Annotated in this window: 19 protein-coding genes and 1 pseudogene; 14 read left to right on the top strand and 6 right to left on the bottom strand. The window is 50.6% G+C overall.

What is annotated here, in order from left to right; genetic code table 11:
• Positions 1–69: 69 nt before the first annotated feature.
• A complete protein-coding gene (locus ABRS97_RS08930) occupies positions 70–963 on the top strand; it encodes a GNAT family N-acetyltransferase (protein ID WP_367813033.1) in 894 nt (297 codons plus the stop codon).
• Between the two features lie 69 nt (positions 964–1,032).
• Here ABRS97_RS08930 and pyrH read toward each other — a convergent pair whose 3' ends face one another.
• Positions 1,033–1,770 carry a UMP kinase gene (pyrH, locus tag ABRS97_RS08925; protein ID WP_483312441.1) on the bottom strand — a complete coding sequence of 246 codons (738 nt, stop codon included), beginning with the start codon at positions 1,768–1,770 and terminating at the stop codon, positions 1,033–1,035.
• A 225-nt stretch (positions 1,771–1,995) separates the two neighbouring features.
• On the bottom strand, positions 1,996–3,312 hold the full coding sequence (locus ABRS97_RS08920; RefSeq protein ID WP_367813030.1) for an MFS transporter: 1,317 nt from the start codon (positions 3,310–3,312) through the stop codon (positions 1,996–1,998).
• A gap of 476 nt (positions 3,313–3,788) precedes the next feature.
• Here ABRS97_RS08920 and ABRS97_RS08915 point away from each other — a divergent pair, with 476 nt between their 5' ends.
• Positions 3,789–3,950 (top strand): RNA polymerase sigma factor, encoded by a 162-nt coding sequence (locus tag ABRS97_RS08915; RefSeq protein WP_367813028.1) that lies wholly within the window; start codon positions 3,789–3,791, stop codon positions 3,948–3,950.
• 887 nt (positions 3,951–4,837) lie between these two features.
• Here ABRS97_RS08915 and ABRS97_RS08905 read toward each other — a convergent pair.
• Together ABRS97_RS08905 and ABRS97_RS08900 are read right to left on the bottom strand one after the other, a co-directional pair.
• Positions 4,838–7,744, bottom strand: coding sequence for a DEAD/DEAH box helicase (locus tag ABRS97_RS08905; RefSeq protein ID WP_367813027.1), 2,907 nt, complete (start codon positions 7,742–7,744; stop codon positions 4,838–4,840).
• A complete protein-coding gene (locus tag ABRS97_RS08900) occupies positions 7,732–9,321 on the bottom strand; it encodes an SWIM zinc finger family protein (RefSeq protein ID WP_367813025.1) in 1,590 nt (529 codons plus the stop codon). Before ABRS97_RS08900 ends, ABRS97_RS08905 begins: the two co-directional genes overlap by 13 nt.
• A gap of 218 nt (positions 9,322–9,539) precedes the next feature.
• On the opposite strand from ABRS97_RS08900, the gene ABRS97_RS08895 reads away from it, so the two are divergent.
• The 3 genes from ABRS97_RS08895 (at position 9,540) to ABRS97_RS08885 (ending at position 12,272) form a co-directional block, all read left to right on the top strand.
• Entirely contained in the window at positions 9,540–9,833 is a 294-nt protein-coding gene (locus ABRS97_RS08895; protein ID WP_367813023.1) for a hypothetical protein, read from the top strand.
• A 304-nt stretch (positions 9,834–10,137) separates the two neighbouring features.
• Positions 10,138–11,946, top strand: a complete 1,809-nt coding sequence (gene recQ, locus ABRS97_RS08890) for a DNA helicase RecQ (RefSeq protein ID WP_367813021.1) — start codon at positions 10,138–10,140, stop codon at positions 11,944–11,946.
• 20 nt (positions 11,947–11,966) lie between these two features.
• On the top strand, positions 11,967–12,272 hold the full coding sequence (locus tag ABRS97_RS08885) for a 4a-hydroxytetrahydrobiopterin dehydratase (protein WP_483312433.1): 306 nt from the start codon (positions 11,967–11,969) through the stop codon (positions 12,270–12,272).
• 19 nt (positions 12,273–12,291) lie between these two features.
• On the opposite strand, the gene ABRS97_RS08880 is transcribed toward ABRS97_RS08885, so the two are convergent.
• The gene (locus ABRS97_RS08880; RefSeq protein ID WP_367813019.1) at positions 12,292–12,780 is read right to left on the bottom strand and encodes a GNAT family N-acetyltransferase; all 489 of its coding nucleotides are present in this window, start codon (positions 12,778–12,780) and stop codon (positions 12,292–12,294) included.
• 39 nt (positions 12,781–12,819) lie between these two features.
• Between ABRS97_RS08880 and ABRS97_RS08875 the strand changes: the two genes are divergently transcribed.
• From ABRS97_RS08875 to ABRS97_RS08865, 3 genes are all read left to right on the top strand, one after another.
• Complete coding sequence (locus ABRS97_RS08875; RefSeq protein WP_367813018.1) at positions 12,820–13,473, top strand: hypothetical protein; 654 nt, start codon at positions 12,820–12,822, stop codon at positions 13,471–13,473.
• Between the two features lie 109 nt (positions 13,474–13,582).
• Positions 13,583–14,056 (top strand): GNAT family N-acetyltransferase, encoded by a 474-nt coding sequence (locus ABRS97_RS08870; RefSeq protein WP_367813017.1) that lies wholly within the window; start codon positions 13,583–13,585, stop codon positions 14,054–14,056.
• Positions 14,057–14,082: 26 nt separating this feature from the next.
• Positions 14,083–14,928, top strand: a complete 846-nt coding sequence (locus tag ABRS97_RS08865) for a sulfurtransferase (RefSeq protein ID WP_367813015.1) — start codon at positions 14,083–14,085, stop codon at positions 14,926–14,928.
• Positions 14,929–15,119: 191 nt separating this feature from the next.
• Here ABRS97_RS08865 and ABRS97_RS08860 read toward each other — a convergent pair whose 3' ends face one another.
• Complete coding sequence (locus tag ABRS97_RS08860; protein ID WP_367813013.1) at positions 15,120–15,296, bottom strand: hypothetical protein; 177 nt, start codon at positions 15,294–15,296, stop codon at positions 15,120–15,122.
• 151 nt (positions 15,297–15,447) lie between these two features.
• On the opposite strand from ABRS97_RS08860, the pseudogene ABRS97_RS08855 reads away from it, so the two are divergent.
• The 6 genes and pseudogenes from ABRS97_RS08855 (at position 15,448) to lepB (ending at position 19,913) form a co-directional block, all read left to right on the top strand.
• Positions 15,448–15,705, top strand: a pseudogene (locus tag ABRS97_RS08855) (hypothetical protein).
• A gap of 178 nt (positions 15,706–15,883) precedes the next feature.
• Positions 15,884–16,507: a YdeI/OmpD-associated family protein gene (locus ABRS97_RS08850; protein WP_367813011.1), complete on the top strand. Its 624-nt coding sequence runs from the start codon at positions 15,884–15,886 to the stop codon at positions 16,505–16,507.
• 836 nt (positions 16,508–17,343) lie between these two features.
• Positions 17,344–17,769: a MarR family winged helix-turn-helix transcriptional regulator gene (locus ABRS97_RS08845; protein WP_367813009.1), complete on the top strand. Its 426-nt coding sequence runs from the start codon at positions 17,344–17,346 to the stop codon at positions 17,767–17,769.
• Positions 17,770–17,902: 133 nt separating this feature from the next.
• Complete coding sequence (locus ABRS97_RS08840) at positions 17,903–18,661, top strand: SDR family NAD(P)-dependent oxidoreductase (RefSeq protein ID WP_367813007.1); 759 nt, start codon at positions 17,903–17,905, stop codon at positions 18,659–18,661.
• Between the two features lie 23 nt (positions 18,662–18,684).
• The gene (locus ABRS97_RS08835; RefSeq protein ID WP_367813005.1) at positions 18,685–19,143 is read left to right on the top strand and encodes a hypothetical protein; all 459 of its coding nucleotides are present in this window, start codon (positions 18,685–18,687) and stop codon (positions 19,141–19,143) included.
• A 221-nt stretch (positions 19,144–19,364) separates the two neighbouring features.
• Positions 19,365–19,913, top strand: coding sequence for a signal peptidase I (lepB, locus tag ABRS97_RS08830; protein WP_367813003.1), 549 nt, complete (start codon positions 19,365–19,367; stop codon positions 19,911–19,913).
• Positions 19,914–20,174 lie beyond the last annotated feature (261 nt).

Genomic DNA, 20,174 nt, shown 5'->3' with positions numbered 1-20,174 from the left:
TTATCAAGCAGATTCCCGGACATGTATAATGAAAGCAGGCAAGTCCATGAGGAAACGGGAGGAATTGGCTTGAAACAAGGCGTATATGCAAGAGCCGGGTTATCTCCCCAAGAGCTGGAGGAGGTCAGGGCGCTGTGGAACATTTGCAATGACCATGAGCAAATTCAAATCAAACTCAACTGGAGCACGTTAACGAACCGCTCCAAGGGAATAACGAATGACTTTTTATTTTATGAAAAGGGCCGTTTAGTCGGGTTTTTAGCCATATACAGCTTTCTGTCGACAGAAGTGGAAATTAGCGGAATGGTTCATCCCGAAGCTCGCCGCCAGGGGATTTTCAGTCAATTGGTAGAAACGGCGAGAGCGGAATGCATGCGCAGAACGATTCCGAAGCTGATCTTTATTAATGAGCGCGGCTCTGCGAGCGGCAAATCGTTTTTGAAAAGACTAGGGGCGCGGTATAGCTTCTCAGAGTATGTAATGGAGTTTCAGGAGGGGGAGGTCGATCCTTTTCCGATATCCGGAGAAATCGTGCGCATTCGCCCGGCTCATCGCGAGGATGGGGAGCTGTTGGTTGCGTTGAACGTATCCGGGTTTGCGATAACGGAAGAGAATGCTCGGGAATATGTGCTGCAGACGCTGGGAGCTGAGAGGGAACTGACATGGATCGCTGAGGTCGGCGAGGAACATAGGCCAGTAGGGAAGATAGGGGCGTTAGTGGAGGCAGTGGCAACAGGGAATAACAGCTTTATTTATGGCTTCTGTGTGGACCCAGCCTATCGGGGGAAAGGGATTGGACGCCGGGTGCTGCGTCAAACCATTGAGGAATTGAAACAGCAATTCCAGGCGAAACCCATCAAACTGGAAGTATCCGTAGAAAACGAGAAGGCACTGAGCTTATACCAATCGTGCGGTTTTCAGACGCAAAATACAAATGATTACTATGAGTTTCTGATCTTATAAGGATAAGCCGGGCAAAAAAAGATAGGGCTAGAGGAGACAGTGAAAGATCATCTTCTCTAGCCCTATTTGTTAGTGGAAAATCAGCTCGGATGAACCGCTGATGATGGTGCCTGTGTTCTTGCCTTCGCAAATCTCCTTCATCGAGCCTGGCTTGTCAAAGTTGAAGACATGAATCGGGATGTGATAATCCCGCGCAAGAATGAAGGCCGATTGATCCATCACTTTGAGATTGTTCCGGATAACATCGTTGTAGTGAAGAGATCTGTACTGCTGTGCTTCCTTATAATGCTTCGGATCGTTATCGAAGACGCCGTCCACGCCTTGCTTCGCAACGAGGATGGCTTCGCAATTTACTTCAATAGCTCTCTGGACGGATGGATAATCCGTCGTAACAAAAGGTTGTCCATTCCCGCCGGCGAATATGACGATGTACCCTTTTTCAAGATGGTGAATGGCTCTTAGTCTTATGAAGGGCTCAGCCACAGAGGCGATCGGAATGGCCGTCATGACGCGAACCTCGGCTTCTGTCTTCGCTTTGAGCACGCCTCGCAGCATCAAGCTGTTGATGACGGTAGCCAGCGTACCGATGTTATCGGCTTCTGCTTTCTCGATTCCCCAACTTTCTCCCATATTCCCGCGGAAAATGTTGCCTCCGCCAATGACAAGACAAACTTCAACACCAAGATTGACAACGGTCATAATTTCATTGGCGATGTGATCCAACTGGGCTGGATCGAAACCAAACTCACTTTGGCCTGCTACGGCTCCGCCGCTCAATTTAATGAGCACTCTTTTGTAACGCATAATGACCGCTCCTCTCCCTGATAAAAATTTAATATCGTGTTGTTCCATGATGCGCCCCTAAGCGAAAAAAAACACTAAAGCAACTGAATGCTTTAGTGTTTCAATGAAAAGGAAATAGGAAAGAGCCGAGTCGGAATGGTCACACGCTTCTTCACAGACACCTTCATATCCCTCACACCTTCCAATTTGGATTAGTAGTATTTTACCTAATTTGGGGAGAGATTGCAATTATTGCGGTTTTTTCGGCTTGCTCATATGCACGAATAGCCCGATAATGACCAGTACAAGCAGCGAGGCGAGCGCAAGACGGCTGGCCAGATTGCCTGAAGCGGCAAGCGCCCACGTGATGGAGCCGTATAGGGCAGGCCCGACGATGGAGGATACTTTGCCGGAGAATGCGAACAATCCGAAGAACTGGCCGCGCTTCTCTTCCGGCGTCAATTCGACAATGAGCGTACGGGATGTCACCCACATCGCGCCCATCGAAACGCCATACAAGCTGCCTGCGACCCAGAATAAGCTTTTACCGGTGGCTAGGGACGCGATGGCAATGGCGATGATGAGGATGAACGCAACGGCTGTGACAGCCCTTTTCGGGCCTATGGCCCGCGTCACGTAGCCGAAGAGGAAAGAGCCGATGATGCTGGAAATTGTGGAAACCAGATACAGCAATATGAATTGTCCGGTTGTGAAGCCTATGACCGTATTGGCATAAACCGCCATGACGGCAATAGCCGTCGCAATGGCATCGTTGAAGAAAAAGTAGGCAATCATGAACTGGAAAGCCGCCTGATAGTTTCTGGCTTCCTTGAAGGTTGCCCAAATCTCGCGGTAGCCGCTGATTAGCGACTTTTTCGCGGTGACTGTTTTCACGGGTTTTTCTTTATACAGAAACATAATAGGCAGGGAAAAGATCAGGAAAAGAAGCGCGCTCGGGATGAAGGTGTTTTCGTAATGCTTGCCGTCGATCAGAGGGAAAACCACAAATCCGGCTAACGTGCCGATGTAGCCTACTGCGACGCCAATACCCGAAATAATCGGCAGCTCGCGTGCGTTGCCCAAATCGGAGATCATGGAATCGTAGAAGATCAGGCTGGAGTTGTAAAAGAATTTGGCAATCATAAAGAAGAAAATAACGCCGAGGACCGAAGTGCTCAGTCCCATCCATTTCCAGTCGGTATCCCAAATTGCCGAAACGCCCATAAGGAGTGTGGCGACGATACAGATGAGCGTGAAGAGGATCAGGTAAGCTTTCTTCTTCCCGGTACGGTCAATCCATACCCCGAACAAGGGGGAAAGCAGTGCGAGAAAGAAGCTGGATATAGCGTTGGAGTACGTGATGAACGTACTTGCAATCTGATTCATCTGTTCGTTCTTGCCTAGCGTTTCGCTCAAATAAAACGGATAGAAGACAGTGACGATATTGGACGAGAAAATGGTATTCGCGAAGTCGAACATTGCCCATGCGAAGATGGGCAGGGAAAAGAACAGCGTCCATGCTTTTCGCGCGTGCATTTGATTGGAAGCGGTTTCAAACTGTGCCATTCAGTTCACACCTTTCCTGGATTGTTTGTGTATACAAGGTGTTCGGATTTCTGGAACAATTGGTTCCCTTATACTTCCTTAGGAGTGGTGGTTAGCGGGAAAACCTGCATGTAATGGGTACGAAAATACCCTTGTGTTTAAATGAACTGGAATTCCTCCATCTAATTTCGGCTGTCCCCGATGGATTCTTCAAAATCGGTTGTTTTAACGGGAGATTTTCCATTTACATATGGACTGGCAAGGTCAAGAATGCAGATTAGCAGGAGAATTTCCATGTATAAAATGGTGAGGCCTGTTACTGGAGTCCAGAATTACTTTACTAGTATATTGGCTGCGGAGCGGGGAAATCCCTCTAGTTTGACAAGAAAAATAATCTCAACCACTGACGGGGAAAAATGATGGATGTAGACCAAAACCGTTTGAGCCTCCGTGCAGTCTAATGTATCAGTAGAGAATCAGCAGGAGGAGAGGCTAGCTTGAAAACGAATTTGCTCGTGAAGGCAGCTCAGAAAGGCGATGCATCTGCATTCACCGGGCTGATCGAGGAGCACCAAGGCAAGTTATACCGAATTGCATTTGCTCATTTTCGCAACGAACAAGATGCAAGATTATCCTGTGCCTTTGCGGCAGTCTTTTAAGGTAGAGGTAAAGTAGGGGCGGCTACCTGCGATCAAAAGCCATGCGTGCCAGAGCATGTAAGCTGCCCCTGCCCATTTGGCGGCATCGTAGGCCGATGGGACTGCAAGGAAAAGTTCACTGGGAAGCTTCAGGAACTTACCCCAATTGTTGAGCTGTACCGCCAATTCGGCTGATATAACCTTAGTAAAAAGAGGCTGCCCAAGGTGGAATGAACTGTAACCCGAAAGATAGACACTTTAGAAAAAGGTGCCCGTTTTTTGGGTTATAGTTCAGGGAATTGGGGTCAGCCTCTTTTTTGACAAATAAGAATGTTTGTCGTCAGGTATATGTGTGTGACGAGCTCACAGAGCGGAGAGATTCCGCACGCACGTGTGGTACCAGAATTTTACAGGATGGACGCAGGAGATCCGGAAGTGCCACAGCGGTTTGGAGTATTGAAATACCGCCTCGATCTGCGGTAAATCGTCTGTTTTGCACGGGTGAGCGGAACTACAGTGCGTTAAGAGGCGGTATTTTCGGTTGAAGGGACATTTCGCGGAACTACCGTGCGTTATGAGCAGGAAATGCTGGGTTTAGGCGCCACTTTCGCTCATTTAACGCACCCCAGTTCCGCTTCAGGGGGAGAAAAGGGACGTTACCGTGGAATAAGGTATCGTAGTTCCGTGGATATCGTTGTGCATGGGGAATTGGCGGTCCGGCAGCACCTCTTCCGTGTTCTTGCGAAGCTTGTGGAGGCGAAATGTACCTAGAACCTTACAGGGTGTTCATGGGGAGGAATACCGGATAATACTGGTTGGAAGCCCATATCCAGCTCCCTATCCATGCCTGGAAATGTGGGTGTAGAGAAGAACCTGAGACACAGCCTCAGGTTCTTCTTGATAACCGTCTACTCCTCCACCCACTCGCGCCGCAGCGAGAACAAGTCGCGAAGATCGTCGGTCGACAGCTCCGTGATCCAGTTCTCGCCGGAGCCGACGATTTGCTGGCTGAGGCCGAGCTTGCGCTCGATCATCTCGTCGATGCGCTCCTCCAGCGTGCCGAGCGTGACGAACTTGTGCACCTGCACGTGGCGCGTTTGCCCGATGCGGAAAGCACGGTCCGTGGCCTGATTCTCGACGGCGGGGTTCCACCAACGATCATAGTGGAACACATGGTTCGCTGCCGTCAGGTTCAGCCCGATGCCGCCGGCCTTCAGCGAAAGAATGAATACATTCCGCTGATTCTCCGCCGGCTGACTGGCGTCTTGGAACGTAGCGATCATTTCATCGCGCGCTTGCTTGGACGTGCCCCCGTGCAGGAACAGCACGGGCTCGCCGAGCTCGCCTTGCAGCACATGCTGCAGCAGCGTGCCCGTCTCCACAAATTGCGTGAAAATCAAGCATTTGTCGCCTTCCTGACGGAGCTCCTGCACCATTTCGAGCAGCCGCTCCAGCTTGTTCGAACGTCCGCTCCACGGGGCTTTCGGGCCCTCTTTGAGCAGCAGAGCAGGGTGGTTGCACACCTGCTTAAGCTTCGTCAGAGCGGCAAGAATGAGACCGCGCCGTTCCATAGCGGAGAGTTTATCCAGCCGGTCGAACATGTCTTGGATGTAGTTCTCGTACAGCGAGCCTTGCTCTGCTGTGAGCGAAATGAACGTCTTCGACTCGTTCTTTTCCGGCAGATCGAGCAGGATCGCGGGATCTTTCTTCTCCCGGCGCAGCAGGAAAGGGCGGATCAGCTTTTGCACCTTGCCGATGGTCTCGTGATCGCGCGTCTTCTCAATCGCGTTCACATAGCGATGCGCGAACTGGCGGATCGAACCCAGATAGCCGGGGTTCGCGAAGTCAAAAATCGACCACAACTCGGTAAGCCGATTTTCGATGGGGGTTCCTGTCAGTGCGATGCGGTGATAGCCATCGAGCCTGCGAATGGCGGAGGCTTGCTTTGTATAAGCATTTTTAATATTTTGCGCTTCATCGAGACAAATCGAGTTCCAAGCCACGGAGGCGAGCTCATCTTCATCAAGATGAGAAAGTGTATATGAGGTTAAGACCAAGTCCACTTTGCCGATCGCTTCTGTAAAAGATGGCCCCTTGAAACGCTGCGGCCCGTAGTGCAGATGCACCCTGAGCGACGGGGCAAAGCGCTTCAGTTCCATCTGCCAGTTGCCGAGTACGGACGTCGGGCAGATCAAGAGCGAAGGTGTGCCAGGCTGCTCCTGTTCTTTCACGGTGAGCAAGTAGGTAATCCATTGGATCGTTTTACCAAGACCCATGTCATCGGCCAGGCAGCCGCCGAGACCGAAACGGCGCAGGAACAGCAGCCAAGAGATGCCGTCCACCTGATAATGGCGCAGGGAGCCTTGGAAGCTGGGCGGCGGCTGGACTTTCGGAATGGATTCCGTTTGTGTCAGCTGCTCGACCATGTGGCGCAGCTGCTCGTTCAGCTCGACCTCCATCTCGATGTAGCGCAGCTCATCAGGGTCATCCTCCGCTGGCAGCAGACTCCCGGCATCGCCGGCAAAGTGCAGCTCAAGCACATCGCGGAAGGAGAGGCCCTGCTTCTTCTGTACCTGCTTCATAATTTGCTCAACCTGCGCCATGAATTGCGGGTCGAGCTGAATCCAATTGCCGCGTATCTGGATCAGCTTGCGCTTCTCCTCAAGCAACTGACGGAACTCCTCTTCCGTCAGTTCCAGATCCCCCACAGCCAGCTTCCAGTCGAACTGCATCAGCTGGCTGAGCCCGAACATCGTCTCCCGTCCCGAGAGGGCGGAAGACTTGATCTTTGCGCGCAGCTTCGGCCGCAGCTTGCGGATGCGATCCCACCAGGCCGGGAGGAACACACTCGTTCCGGCCTCAACAAGCCGGACGCTTCCCTCTGCGAGGAAGCGCCAGGCCTCTTCCTCCGTCAACGAGAGACGGAGGGATGGCTCGCTCGCGGCGCTGTCCGCAGCTGCCGCGCCAACGGCCGACGCATCCAGCCATGGCAGGATGCGCAGCCATTTGGCCGCGTCGCGCTGGACGCGGCCCAGCTCCGGCTGCCACGCCTCCGGCAGGGGCAGCTCGCCCGGCACGGGCGTGCCGTCCGCCGTGACGGTGCACAGCACGTCCGGCGAGAGCCGATCCTGCAGCACGATGCGGAGCTGCCAGCCCTGGCTTTGGGCCAGGTCGGGCTCGACGAGCTGCAGGCACGTGCGCATCGGCGTCCGGTCTTGACGCCAGCCGATGGCGACGAGCCAGTCCTCCTCGTCGAGCCAGATGTCGGCGCCGAGCTCGCCGCGGCGCATCAGCGGATATGCCGCCTCAAGCTGGCGCAGATTGTCTTTCATGACGCCGTCCGCATCGACCCACTCGGGGATGAGCGCGTGAATCCAGCGGGAGACGCTTGGCGTTTCCAAAGTTTGCAGTTCCTCGGGAAGTTGTAGCTTCCAACCGATTTCGCCTGCTTTCCATTTCTCATAGTCGGGCATGAACCGGCCTGCTGCCAGCGCTTCTTTGACGGCCGGAGCAAGGCGCAGCAGCCCGGCGCATTCGGTATCCCAGCTCAGCTGGAGATGCTGGACAGGCTGAGGATCGCTGAAATAGTCGAGGGCTTCCAGCGGAAGCAGCTCGATGCCTTCGCGATTTTGCCACTCGCTGGGCTCCATGAAGGTGCCGTAGAACGAAGGCCTGTGCCAGGCGAATAGCATATTTTTCAGATCAAGAGCGTCCCAAATGCCGCCGTTCTCACGGGTGCCCCACAGAAACAAAGAACCACTTGGTATAGAGCTAACGTGAACCGTCAGTGCGCTGGTTTCGATCATCGAATCCATTTTCCTTTCTTCAGCTCCTCTTGGAAAGCGCGCAAGCGTGAGAACTTATCCGCCAAGCGATAAATGTAGTGCTCCCAGCGATCGTCCTGCCCAAGCTGTTTGTAGATCGCATGCAGCTTCTTTAATAATCTTACGGCTGTCTTGTAAGAAGCGCGATTTTTCTCGAGCACCGCTCGTTCGGCGGCATGGTGATACAGCGGCAACAGCAGTCCTGCGTCGTGATCTTCAATGGCACGCAGCTCCATCGCATACAAGCTTAGCGGCGAAATCCGGTTCGCCAGCTGCAAGTCGACCCATTGCCGGTAGCGTTTCGTCTGCAGCAAATAGGCCGTGTAATAATAGTAGGAGCGGGGCAAAAGAGATTCCATGACCTGGACCCATTCGCTGTCCGATTCCAAATGCTTGGTCGTATCCAGCCAATACTGGCAAAATGTCCGAAAATCATCGTGATGGGCACCTGCGACGGCGCTTAGCAGCCAACGCAGCCAAACCAGCGTTTGTCCCCACTGCTGCTTGTTATAATAATAGTTCAAATAAAGGAAGAAATCCTTGGCGTTCGGCTGCGTGAGCTGTTTAAGGCGATTGAAAGCGGCATCGGTGTCGCCCTGCATAATGTCGAAATGGGCTCTTGCCACAATCAGCGTATCCTTTTTGCGGGGGGCTGTTTCCTTCTTGGCCAGCAGCAGCTCCAGACGCTGCATTTCATCTTGCTGCGCCTTCGGGTGCTCCGTTATTTTCCACCAGATAAAGCGGTATACAAATAACCAGTCCGTTGGGCTTTCTTTGCCTTGCAGCGCGAATTCGCCGAGCATTTTCATCGTTGCTTGCCAGTGGCTGGGTTCAGCGGCGAAAGATAGGTTCACATCCATCTGCTCTACGAATTCGACCAGCTTATCCTCGCAATTTTTGGCAGCGACTTTGCAGCCGTTCTCATGATAAAAAGACAAGTAGGAGCTTTTTGTATCTTGATAAAATTGCTCGATCTTCCGCATCATGAAGAGCGCGATGTGGAACATATACAGCTCTCTGATCGAGGCCCGCCAGCTTGCGGCGTAACCCGGCAGCGTTTCTAACGCCGACTCGTAAAAAGTTTCAATCGAATGCTGATGGGAGATCGAGAATCCATGAAATTTGCCTTCAAAGAAACGATGCCACTCTACCGGCATAGCCTGTTCAAGCGGAGTAGTGGCGTTAGCAGCCTTGCGATCCGGCGCTGGAGCGGCCCCCCGAGCGGGTTTCTTGCGTGTATGGATAGCTTGCTTCAATTGCTGCAGCAGCAGCTCTGGTCGGCCGTAAGGCGCATACAAGCTGAAAAAAGCCGCGGCTATGTGTTTGCAAAAACCATCATAGGAGCAGCTGCATTCGCTGTGAGCGAAGTCTTCCAAGTTCAGTGCGGCTTCGTATATTTTGTCGCCACGAACCTTCGCGTGAATGCTAGTGCCGGCGAGATCGATATTGGCCACTCGGCCTTTATGATAATATTCCCAGCCTCTTTCCAATACGACAGCGTCGTAATGCTGCTGGATTTGCTTCATTAGGTAGTTCATTCGATTTTTGGGAATCTGCAGTTTCAGCATGATTGCTATCCTACCTCCGAGCGGTGCATTCCTTCTTCCATAGTAACAGATTTTTTCCGAAATTGCCCATTCCCATAGTGTAGGCTAATGGCAAATTTTTTATCCAGTGCGGTTGGCATGAAGGGAGATCCTCCTGCTTTTCTGCCTGTAATGTGATAAAGTTATGTTATCAGTTGGAATTATGGTGAACATAGGGCGTCTCGAAAGGAGAACTGCGAATGGGTATTAAATTTGGCAGGGAATATAAGGATATCGTTGCTGATTTCATGCGCGGGATTGCGCTGGTGGACGGCTTTTATGATTTATTTGAGATGACCGAGGAAGAGTGGCAGGAGCTCTCGACGGAAGAGCAGGAAGAATGCCTGCGCACGCTCGCTGACGATATATTTTATGGACTAGGCTCCGCGCCTGTGATGGAGGTAGGGATTGGCTCGGTTCGCCATGACCCGAACAATCACGTGCTCAAAGTGCACGATGGCGAGAAGGTCGTTTCGGTCATTTATTTGGTTTAGGCGTTTAGGAGCGGCTTTATTCGTTATTGGGGAACTACAGTTCGCTATTGCGGGGAAAAGCGCCCTGCGTCCAGCATTTGCGGAACAGGAGTGCGTCATTTTGGGGGAAATAGGGCTCTTGGATGCTGGGATATACGAAATAACGAATCCTTGTTCCGCGTGACCTTGCATTCTGATGGTTTTGGGGCAAATAACGCACTCAAGTTCCTCCAAGTGCCTGTAACCAAGTAATAAAACAGTAAATTCAAGGCGACGAACATGGTTTTCGTTTAACATAGTTGGCTATAGAAAGGTGTACAAAGCTATGCTCTCTGAAGCAAGAAAAGTTCTACAGCAGGTTTACGGCTATCCGGAGTTCCGGGAGGGCCAGAAAAATATTATCACCAGCCTGCTGGAAGGTCGAGATACGCTTGGCATTATGCCGACGGGCGGAGGCAAATCGATCTGTTATCAGGTGCCTGCCCTGCTGATGGAGGGCGTGACGCTCGTGATTTCACCGCTCATTTCGTTGATGAAGGATCAGGTGGATGCCCTGGGCGTACTTGGGGTGCCGGCAACATTCATTAACAGCACCTTGGAAGCGCGAGAGGTTGAACAGCGCATGCAGGGCGCTATGCAAGGGAAGTATAAGCTGCTCTACATTGCGCCGGAGCGGCTCGAATCGGAGAGATTCCGCGCGCGGATGGCTGCGCTCAATCTTCCTTTTGTGGCGATTGACGAGGCGCACTGCGTGTCCCAGTGGGGACACGATTTCCGGCCGAGCTATGTGTCCATCGCCCCATTCATTCGCGAGCTGCCGAACCGGCCGATTGTCGCGGCGTTTACGGCCACGGCCACGGCTGAGGTGACACAGGATATCGCCAGATTGCTGGAGCTGGATGAAGCCGGCATTTATATTAACGGCTTCAGCCGGGATAATCTGGAGCTGACGATCCTGCGAGGCGAGAACAAGCGCGACTATGTTCAGAGTTATGTGAAAGAACATACGCATCAGCCGGGCATTATTTATGCCGCGACGCGCAAAGATGTGGAAGATCTCTATGAGCTCCTGCGCAAAAAAGGATACGCCGCAGGCAAGTATCATGCGGGCTTATCCGATGAGGAGCGCTCCTACATGCAGGAGGCTTTCCTATATGACGACATTCGCGTGATGATCGCGACGAACGCGTTCGGGATGGGCATCGACAAGTCCAATGTGCGCTATGTCATTCACTATAATATGCCGAAGAACATGGAGGCGTACTATCAGGAAGCCGGTCGCGCCGGGCGTGACGGCGAGCCTTCGGAGTGCATTCTGCTGTTCAGCGCACAGGACATTATGACGCAGAAGTTCCTGATCGAGCAAAATCAGCTCGCGCCGGAGCGCAAGGCGAACGAGTACAAGAAGCTGCAGACGATGATCGACTACTGCTATTCTCCTCGCTGCTTGCGCAACGTGATTCTGCACTATTTCGATGAGAAGAACGTGAAAGATACGTGCGGCAATTGCAGCTCCTGCAAAGACGATCGGGACAGCGTGGATATTACCGTGGAAGCGCAAAAAATCTTCTCCTGCATCCGCCGCATGCAAGAACGTTTCGGCATTTCGATGGTGGCTTCAGTTCTCAAAGGATCCAAGGCGAAGAAAATCGTCGACTATCGGTTCGATCGTCTGCCGACGCACGGCATTATGCGGGATTTGCCGGAGAAGGAAATCTCCGACCTGATCAATGTGCTGATTTCTGAAGGTTATCTTGCTTTGTCTGATGGCCAATATCCGGTTGTAAAGCTGATGCAGCCTGCTGCGGAGGTGCTGCAAGGCAAGCTTCAGGTGTACCAGAAGGTGCGCAAGCAGCAGCAGCGGGCAGCCGCTATCGACAATACCTTGTTCGAGCAGCTAAGACTGCTTCGCCGGGAAATCGCGCAGCGCGAGAAGGTGCCGCCGTATCTCATTTTCTCTGACAGCACGCTGCGGGAGATGAGCGAAGTTTGTCCGACCACAGCAGCTAGCATGCTGAAGATCAAGGGTGTCGGTGAAGTGAAGTTCCGCAACTATGGCCTGTCTTTCCTCGAACTGCTGCGTACGTATGCCGGTGAAAGTGAAGTTGGCGTTGCCGCTTATGAATTCGAGTAGTTTAAAGGGAGGGGAAGCGCGTGAAACTGACATCTTCCGAGATCGATGAGAGGCTTGGGATAGAGACGATGTCCGGGTGGAAGACTGACGATCATAAATGGATCGTCCGCAAATATCGCTTTGCTGAGTTTCTGCAAGGAATCAGCTTCGTGAACGAGGTTGCCCGCATCGCCGAGGAGAATAACCATCACCCGATGATCGCCATCGATTACAAAATGGTTACGCTGCGCTTAACCTCCTGGCACGCAGGAGGCTTGACCGAGCTGGATTTCAGCACAGCGGCCCAGTTCGAGGAGGCCTACCTACGCGCCGATGCGCCCGACTAGATGAGTCATTCCTTGCAGTTTATCCGCTGTATACCATGCAGTGAAATTCCGCGATTCCCGTTGGGGTGTTCCTCTCATACGTATCCGTGATGGCGAAACCGGCCTTCTCGTAAGTTCGGATGGCCCGGTCGTTCCAGACGAGTACCTCCAGATCAATTTCGTTCTGCGGCGCTCTGCGCAGAGCCTCTTGAACGAGCAGCTCCGTCAAATAAACGCCAAGTCCTTTTCCTTTGCCGCATAAGTTGGGGCGCAGTCCAAGGCCTAAGCGTGTGACGCCGACAATCGGGAAAAATTGAGCGTATCCGCACAACTGCTCCCGCTCGTCGAGGGCAGCCGCATATTGCTGAGCACGAATGGACAGATTGGCGAATTCAAAGTCATCGCGCAGCATGGTTTCCCAAGCGGGCCAATTATAAATATCATAAGGCTGCGGATAGTTCCATCTACACAGTTCTTGTCCCAAGGACTCTGTGAGTGGAACCAAGCGCCATTTCATAGAGTGATTCATGGTTATCCGGTCACCCTTCTTTGTCAGATGGAGGTTTATATGGTTTTGCTTGATATACTGATCAGCACGTTTACGAAGTTCTCCATGCTCCTGCTTGGACTTAGTCTCTTTCGCATCCCATTGAAATCGAAATGGCCGTTTCTGTTACTGGCTATCTTTGGATTATCTTGCCTGAGTCCTTTATTTACCGTCTTGCATGCCGAAGCGTTTAATCCGTTTGTGTTTATCCTGCTGCAAGCTGTTATTGTGCATGTGATGTTCCGTGTACGGAAGCTCCACTCGCTTATGGTAGCGTTTCTGGGCGCGCTTGGCTATACGATTTATTTAGCCATCGCTCTATTTATGGCAATTCGGCTGACACCTGTACCTTTGCATGATTATTTTTATGGCGTGAATCTATTGTCTCATCTATTGCTCAAACTAATAGCCGGAACGCTCGCCTGCCTGACCAGTTACCTGCTCGTTAAGAAGAGATTAGGGTTTACGGTTCGAATGGAGCCCTTTCACAGCTCGCGGAGTCTTCGGACGAATGCGTTAATGATTGTATTTTTTATTAGTTTTGTGCTCTTTTCCTTCACCTATTACGCGGTCACGCTACACATGGCTGCTCTGTTTTATTTTGCCGGATGTTTTTGTATGCTGCTTATTGGGCTGATCTATCTGCTCTATAAAAAAGAAATGGAAGAAAGGTAAAAGTGAGCATGTGGACGAGTGCAAATTTTCTGACGATTCCTCCATTCAAAGTGGGTTGAAATAGCGTACAATAGAACTATATCCTAGATTGGAATAGGAGGTCATAGCGATGACCCAAGTAACAATTCGAGAAGCAACGATGCAAGATGTCACACCGTTAAAAACGCTGATGCTCGCTTATATTGTCGACTTTTATGAATATAGACAGCCTGAGGACGAGAAGCTGAACAGCTTGATCCATACCCTGCTGGAGCAGAAAGAAGGCCTTCAGTTCGTAGCTGAAACGGAAGAAGGCACACTTGTTGGCTTCGCCACCTTGTATTTCACGTACAGCACGCTTCGCGCCTCGAAAATTGCGATCATGAATGATCTGTATGTGGCTGCGGCGGAGCGGGGGCAAGGTGCCGCAGCGAAGCTTTTCGCAGCATGCAAAGGTTACGCGGCGAGAAACGGCTATGCGAATTTATCCTGGACCACGCATAAAGAAAATTTCCGCGCGCATAAATTTTACGATAAAATGGGTGGAGAGCTGGGCGAATGGTTAAGTTATTCAATTAATCCGACTATTGGCATCGGCGACTAATTATGTAGGAAGGTGGCCTTCATCCTGTGGAAAATATCGTAAGTCATTCTTGGCTGCTCGGCCAACTGGGCGACGCGAATATCGTGATCGCGGATTGCCGTTTTGCGCTAGGACAACCGGAATCAGGCAGAGAACACTATTCGAAGGATCATATAACCGGAGCTGTATATGTGGATTTGGAGAAGGATCTCTCCGGTTCCAAAATGGCGCACGGCGGCCGTCATCCGCTGCCGGATCTAGGCGCGTTCTCAATCTTTGTCGGCAATCTCGGCATCGATGGGACGAAAACGGTCGTCGCCTACGATGATCAAGGTGGAGCGATGGCTTCGCGTCTATGGTGGATGCTCAAATTCCTTGGCCATTCCGAGGTATACGTGCTCGATCAAGGGTATACCGCATGGAAAACGGCCGGCTACCCAGTCACTGATGAAGTGCCGGCGGCATTCCCGCGCACCTTCTCGCCGAAAGTGAAACGCTCCATGCTCGCGAGCATGGATGAAGTGAAGGACAAGCTCGGCCGCGAAGGGACGGTACTCGTCGACTCGCGCGAAGAGCGCCGCTACCTTGGCCTCGAAGAGCCAATTGATGCGGTTGCTGGACACATTCCGGGAGCGCGCAACTTCTTCTGGAAGGGCGTACTGGATGAGACTGGCGCATGGCGCACAGCCGAGGAGCAGGAGCAGCATTTCGCAGCGCTTCGCGATGCGGAAGAAATCATCGTGTACTGCGGCTCCGGCGTGACGGCTTGCCCGAACGTACTCGGGCTGACGGAAGCGGGCTTTGCGAACGTGAAGCTGTACAGCGGAAGCTGGAGCGATTGGATTTCTTACAGCGAGAATCCGATTGCGACGGGCGAAGAAGAAAAGGCGTAAGACCGCATCGAACGCGGGTTGAGGGCTGTGACAGGTTGTGAGTAAGTGACCTGTTGCGGCCCTTTTTGGGTTGTTCTGCAAACAGCTTGCAAACAAGAACTGGAAGAAAGCAGTTCCAAGAACCCTAGAACGAGCCATAGTCGATTAGTCGGGTCGGGTAGTTGTTGGACACTTGTCGGTTGTGCTTCCGGTCATCCACAAACAGGCGCGGTGCAGCCTTTCGTGCGGAGCAAGTGGACGATCACCTTGGGAGCAATTAGCTTCGCTTTCCTTGGCTCGGAGAAAGATGTTGAAGAATAATCAAGCGGATGATGCAAGATGACCGCAGCGGAAGTTAAACGTTCGCGTGTTGCTGTCGAGTGTGTCATATGAATCACTCCTCTCAAAATGGGTGCAAAAAAGCCACCAAAGGATGGCGGCAATGATCTGGTTCATATATAATAATAAAATCTGGGAATCCAAGCGGACAAGGTATAGAGCCACACTAACGGTGAGATTTAACTGAGAAAGGATGTAATCATGAAGGTAATAAGGTTATGCGGTTCAACAAAATTCAAGGATGAGTTCGAATAAGCAAATTCATTTCTAACACTTCAAGGGATCATACATTTTAGAAAAATTGATATTTCCGACGAAATATTCGTTATCGATGTAGATGGTTATATAGGTAACAGCACAAGTAAAGAAATTGAGTATGCCCAAAAGCAGGGGAAAGGAATTCGCTACTATTCTGATGGTGAGATACCCTCTCAATATTCAGTTAGAACGATAGTTTGATTATGATGGTTTGCAAACAACCATTCAACACCTTGCAAACAGGCCCCTCTCCAGCAACGGTCACAAAATTGGTATCAATTACATGCCAGTCTAGCCCCATAAAGAAGTTACTCGCGATCGGGTTTACAAAGCCCATTTGCGCTACGTTTAACAATGTACCGGAAGGAGAATATATAAAATGGCACTAGAGAGCACTGACCCAAAAGTTACACAGTACATCGAAAACTCTGAGGATTCTGCCAGACCAATCCTCAATCATCTTAGAGAGCAGATACACAAAAACTGCCCTAATGTAGTGGAATCAATTAAGTACGCCATCCCACATTTTGATTACAAAAACGATTTCATGTGCGTTTTAGCTTCATCTAAAAACCACTGTTCGCTCACATTCATAAAATCTGAGTTCATGAGCGATCCCCGATTTGCTGGTGGCAAGAAGGTAAAGCCAGGCCAGCGATTTATGAGCAGAATCACGAGTATGTCTGAGCTGCCATCAGATGAAGAACTCGCAGGCTTTATCAAAGAAGCGATGGATTTAAATGACCGAGGGGTGAAACTTGACAAGACAGCCAAAGCAGCGCCGGGCAGCAACCCAGTGGAAACTCCGACATATTTCCTAGAAGCACTATCGAAAAATCCTACTGCTCAACAAGTTTTTGAGAACCAATCACCGTCATTCCGCAAGAACTACATCGTATGGCTTGAAAGCGCAAAGACCGATGCCACACGACAACAGCGAATAGATGAAGCCCTGGAATGGATCGCCGAAGGCAAAGGTCGATTCTGGAAATACGCAAAGTAAAAGAGCGCCTAACCTCGCGATCGGGGTTTCGAATCCTCATCCCTAGCCAGGCTACGATGATCCGTAAACTCAACTAAGAGTACAGACAGCCTCCGGCGGGACAAACCCGGAAAAGAAGGTAAAACCCAGGTGAACCATGCCCTTGAATTTTATAAGGCATCATACGAGTGGCTTGGTCGGCTTGTCAAGGTAGATATGATCGACGTTCTAGGCGAGATTCGACAGAGATTATTCATCCACAAACCTAGTCCGCCCACAACCCAGCCCCTCTCCCCTTCGGGTGCTACCTTGCTTTACTTGGGCCTTTCCTTGGCGTTGCGTTCGGCTTAACCCAGCCACAGGTGGATGGCTCGCCTTGGCTCAAACCAAATTGTTCCGACAGCCCCGTCGCCTACAGGCTTCTTGCTCCCAAAGTGCTCCCAAGCGTAGCTAAGGGAGGCCGTTGCACATGAGCGCTGGCATGTCCTCCGAAACATTCCCGCCGGGTGGATAGGAACCCCCACCTTTTTGTTTCGGAACCATCTGAGCATAGGGGTTCGTGGGGGGATAAGCAGCTGGAGCGATTGGATTTCGTGGTCGGAGAACCCGATTGCGAAGGGTGAAGAAGAACAGAAAGACGTATAGCAGAACTTTCTCAATGAATACATCGCTAGGTCGCCCATGCGCTCTGGCGATGTATTATTTATGTCTTCATCAATTCGCAATCACATTAATCCATCGGTTCGATTGCCGCTATGCTGACTTATGAAGCGAAGTCGGTTGACATTCTGGAAATTTCTGATTTATAATTAGGATGCTAATTATATTAACACGATCTCAGAATGGAGCCATACCGCATGTCTCAATCCATCCTTTACTTGAAAAGAACTTATATTATTATGCGCAAAGAGCTTGACGTGCGGTTAAGCACATTCAATCTGACGACTTCGCAATTCGAGATCCTGGGCTATTTGGCCCAATCCAGAGGGTTGGAGCAGCAGAAGCTCCAGCATCATAGCGGGATTACATCCGCGACGTTGACCGGCATATTAGATAAGCTGGAGGCTCGGTCATACATCTCCCGTAAGCCTAGCCATACGGACGGAAGGGCTAACGTTGTGACGCTCACGCAGCAGGGCAACGAGGTGTTCGGTAAGTTGGTAGATCTTATTCTGGAATTCGAGAACGAGATGCTTAAAGGGTTCACGCAAGCCGAGAGAGATTTGCTGGGACAGTGGCTGCAACGAGTGGCCAAGAATCTAGGGGATAAGGAATATTATTAACAGGGGCTTTAGCCTTCAATTATAGCTAGCATCCTAACAATCGGAGAGAAGGTGAGTGTAATGGTGCGTGTATAAGGACGAAGATGAATAACGTTTGTTTTATAGCTAGGATACTAACTAATGTGGAGGGATTATGCGAATCGTAGTTACGGGAGGAACAAGCGGAATCGGTTACGGGACGGCACGCTTGGCCGCGGAACGCGGTTGGAAGGTGACGATTGTCGGTCGAAATCGAACCCAAGGCGCAAAGATTACCGCCGAGCTGGGGGTGGACTACCTCCATGCAGATCTGTCTAAGATGTCGGATATACGTCGATTAGTGGAACAGATAGAAGGACCAATTAATGCGTTAGCGCTGTGTGCGGGAGGAATATCTACCAACAAGGAGGTCCGGCTGACTAATGAAGGGTTGGAGACGACATTTGCAACAAACTATTTGAGTAAATTCGCGTTATCGGAGATGCTTCTTCAGCAGAACAAAATCGTACCCGACGGATGCATCGTTATGGTAGGTGGCAATGGCGTCCACAAGAATGCTTCAACCGTTTGGGCTGAGCCTCAAGCCGGTTTACAGGCCGCGATGAAGGCAGCGTTTGCGGTCGATCTCTATGCTTCCGAGCTCGCCAAGCGACATCCGTGGTTGCGCGTGCATACTTGCTATCCGGGAATGGTTCGAACGAATCTGTTCCAAGAGGCGCCATTGCTGTTCCGTTTGTTGTCTCGAATATTCGGCCAGCCGATAGCCAAAGGTAGCGCTTATCTAGGCCGACTGATCTTGGAGAAACATTCGGGGGTGCATTGGAAGCAGGATCGCCCCATGCGTTTCCGCGTTCCTTTACCCGAAGGCCAAGAAGCCGAGGCGCTATGGGCATATAGTCGACAATATATCTGACCACATAACAAAGGGGGTTAAGCATGCGCTATAAAGCAGGTTGGCTGGTGCCAAATCATATTTTGGCGTTAACGCATTTTGAACCGGTGGTAACAATGGAGGATTTCCGGGATATTGCTATGGATGCGCACCTGGCATTGCAAGAGGCGACGCAGCCCTTTCACCTTCTGATCGATAATCGGTTTATCGTCGAAAAGACGGTCGTCAATCTGGATTCGATGTTGAAAGCTCTGCCGATCCTCGAACATATGCACTTGCGATGGATTGTTGTTGTGCTGCCTGAAGCCGTTAAAGAGACTGCGGCAGTTAGACAAGTTCAGCGGCATGGGTCGATTCAATTAAAATTCGTAGACAGTCTGACTTCCTCATTCCAGCATCTCGCCCGTGAGGACGACCGTATAGACGGGGTGGCTGGCATGGAATTGAGTTGGAGCGACTGGATTAGTTGGGAAGAGAACCCGATTGCGACGGGCGAAGAGTAAGAGCTGAGAAGCCGCGTCGGACGCGAGTTGGAGGGCTGTAACAGGTTATGTGCAAGTAACCTGTCACAGCCCTCTTTTGGTCTTTTGCAAACAAGCTTGCAAACAAGAATATGTTGAAAACGTTGCGGAATATCCGGAAGTGATCAAAATCAGGCAATCGCAGTAGATGAATTTATGTCATGATTATGATAGAATATGGAAAAAATGAAAGGGAGTTACTTATGAGCTTATTAAAAAAAGTTTGGAGCTGGATAAGTTCGATAGGAATTGCTTTTATTATCACTTTATTTGCTGGTATATTTATCGTTCAACCATTCAAAGTTGAGGGACATTCTATGGACCCGACCCTATACGATAAGGAACGAGTGTATGTTTCTAAACTTCCTCACACTTTTTCATACTTACCTAATTATGGGGATATCGTTATCATTGATAGCCGTATTGACAGAAAGCGAACCTTTATGGACGATGTTGTGGAATATCCCTTGTTTCAATTAGTAATGAATAATACGGATGAAGTATTCTTCGTGAAAAGAGTTATCGGCAAACCGGGAGATGTTCTAGAGTTTAAGGATCAAAAGGTTTATCGGAATGGAGAGCCATTAAATGAACCCTATATAAAAGAGACAATGAATGATTTCTCGAATAAAAAATGGGTCGTGCCAGAAAACCATATATTTGTCATGGGTGATAATCGGAACTATAGCAAAGATAGTAGAACGATTGGCTTTATTCCACTTGATCATGTTATGGGCAAAAAATTTCCGTAATATTACTCAAAATAAGAGAATACTTGATGTTGTAGTGCAAGCAAGTTGCAAACAACTTCCATCGGTTCATCTCACCTATCGTTTGATGTTGTTGGCGTTCACAGTTTTCTCTAGGGTGCTTGTTGCATTTCGTTGCCCTCCGGTTAGGATTGGCTTTGGCTCGATAGGCATATTGTTCCGAGCCGCGTTTTCTATGGGCTTCTATCTCCCTAAGTCTTCCCAAGCGTAGCCAAGGGAGATAGCTTCACATAGACTTTGGCA

This window comes from Paenibacillus tabacirhizosphaerae (assembly GCF_040812395.1).
Lineage (GTDB): Bacteria > Bacillota > Bacilli > Paenibacillales > NBRC-103111 > Paenibacillus_E.
Note: the sequence above shows the minus strand (reverse complement) of the source record. Positions and strands in the feature narration are given on the sequence as shown.